This window comes from Candidatus Synechococcus spongiarum (assembly GCF_900047545.1).
Taxonomy (GTDB): domain Bacteria; phylum Cyanobacteriota; class Cyanobacteriia; order PCC-6307; family Cyanobiaceae; genus Synechococcus_B; species Synechococcus_B spongiarum_C.
Genome location: NZ_FITM01000066.1, coordinates 1 through 2002 on the forward strand (window position 1 = coordinate 1; position 2002 = coordinate 2002).

A 2002-nucleotide genomic window follows, 5' to 3' on the forward strand; every position below is an offset into this window, starting at 1 on the left:
ATGGTGAGGTGGCTGGCTATTGGGAGCCAACGGCCTTCTTGTATGCAGAAGTTTTCAGCCGCAAGTGTTTCAGTCGCTCGGGCTCCTGCTCTCCCAACGGGCGCGGCAGCTATGATGGCGAGTCCTCAGGTGACGTGGACGCCACTCAGGCTCCCCCACTGGGAAAGCGTTGGCGAGTCCGGCGAGTCGGTGACGTGGACGCCACCCTCACCAGGGTGTTCTCCTGGGGGCGCCACCGCTTCAGCCAACGGTTGCAGGGCTGGGGCACAGTGGGCTATGGACAGGTTGAACTGGAGGTGACGCCCGAGTTGGCCACGGGCAAGGACGGCGCTGCCATGACAACGGACCTGAACCTCTGGCTGGCGGCAGCGGGTCTGTGCGGCACACTGCTTCACCCTCATCGGCAAGACCGATGCCCATGGCCGTGGGCATCTCCTCGGGCGCCACCACGGGACTGTCGGCAGCCGCTGCCATGGTGACGCGGCTGCGGCTGGACGCACAGTGGCCCATCACCCTCCCCCATCCCGATGCCCAGGCCGGGGCAGGCGACGACACAACGCTCACCCCTTCCCTGGAGGTGGGGCGGCGGCACGATGACGGCGCTGCCGAGACCGGCTTCGGCCTCGGCCTGGGCGGCGGCATCCTCCTCTGCCACCCGTCGCACGGTCTCCAGGCGGAGCGGCGGGGCCGTGGCCTCTTCTCCCACGCTGCCAACGGTTTCCGGGATCGGGGCTTCGCCGCTTCCCTCTCCTGGCGGCAACAGCCCGACGCGGAGTTGGGCGCCGCCCTGTCCCTCAACCAGACCATGGGCGGCGCCTCCTCCGGTGGTGCTGACGCCCTCCTCTCCCGCGTCACCCTGGAGGGGCTGGCGGCCAACGACGACAGCGGCCATGACCACCTGAAGAATCAGCGCTTGGACCTCCAACTCAGCTACGGCCTCTTCGCCTTTGGCGAACGCTTCACCCTCACACCGGAGCTGGGGCTGGTCCTCTACGACGGCGGACGCGACTACCGCATCGGCTGGAGCCTGAAGCACTTGGCTGAAGACGAGACGGAGTCGTCTGCACTCTCCTTCGACCTGGCCCGGCGGGAGCGCAACGACAACAGCGACGCGCCAGACCATGAGGTCCAGCTCGCGTGGACCACGCACTTCTGATCACGGCTACCGGCCCCTGCCAACCCTTGCCACTGCTACAACTGGCCTCTCACGGTGAGAGGGCATCCTGCAGGTAAAAAAGCCTCAAGCCGGCGCCAGGGCAGGTTCCCTCGGGTCCCCTGATCTGGAATTGGGGTTAACTATGTCATTCCCCTTTCATGCCTACCGGGTTTTTTACAGACAGCCCTCCCGACCTTTGCAAGGCCCGCCCCTTCATGGAGGCCCGTCTGACCAAGGGTTCAATGGCTGGCAGGCTCCAGGCCTTCTGATCCGTACCTGCCTGACCAATTTCAAGCAGGCTTCCCGGCGCGTCTGGAGGGGCTGGCTGTTGAAATCCACCTGCTGCCAAACCACCCCTGAGCGGTGCATAGGGGTGGGGGGATGAGGGGATGCCACAACTGGCGCAATGATGGTCACTACGCCAAGGCTTGTCCCCCGGATCAGCGGATGAGTTCAGTTGGCCTCCCGCAGTTTCTCATCAACTTCATCAAAGCTACTGACCACCAAATCCTCCCCCTCCTGAGCAGGTTGGGGAGAATCCTCCCCGGCCGATTGTGCCGGCTCAGTCTCGACCCCTGAAACATCAGTCATCGCTTGCGGCGCTCCACCAACAGCATCGGCTGCGGCAATCACCAAACCTTCGCCACCCTCACCTGCGGCAGCCACGTTCTCAGGATCATCTTCCAGCGCCACGTCCAGGGTTGCGCTGTCGTCTGCATCCTGGAATGGTGCGTCGACTTGGCTGGCCTTGACTTTGTCCAGTCCATTAAGGGTACTCTCCCCCTGTTCCGGCTCAGGGCCAGCAACATCGGCACCACCACCCCCAGATGGTTGCGCTTCTGGTTC

The 2002-nt window shown here is 64.5% G+C and carries 3 protein-coding genes; 2 read left to right on the plus strand and 1 reads right to left on the minus strand.

Annotated features, from left to right (window positions below):
- Positions 1-479, plus strand: a 479-nt coding sequence (locus FLM9_RS02490; protein WP_218969724.1) for a hypothetical protein, incomplete at its 5' end; no start/stop codon positions are given.
- A complete protein-coding gene (locus FLM9_RS02495; protein WP_074457105.1) occupies positions 419-1156 on the plus strand; it encodes a hypothetical protein in 738 nt (245 codons plus the stop codon). The genes FLM9_RS02490 and FLM9_RS02495, both read left to right, overlap by 61 nt.
- A gap of 453 nt (positions 1157-1609) precedes the next feature.
- Here the strand turns inward: FLM9_RS02495 and FLM9_RS08090 are convergent.
- Positions 1610-2002: hypothetical protein (locus FLM9_RS08090; protein WP_180365280.1), on the minus strand; the 393-nt coding region annotated here is incomplete at its 5' end.

What these genes read in the sequence shown, in the direction of transcription:
- FLM9_RS02495 (WP_074457105.1), top strand. Translation starts at nt 419, where the DNA reads ATGGCCGTGGGCATCTCCTCGGGCGCCACCACGGGACTGTCGGCAGCC.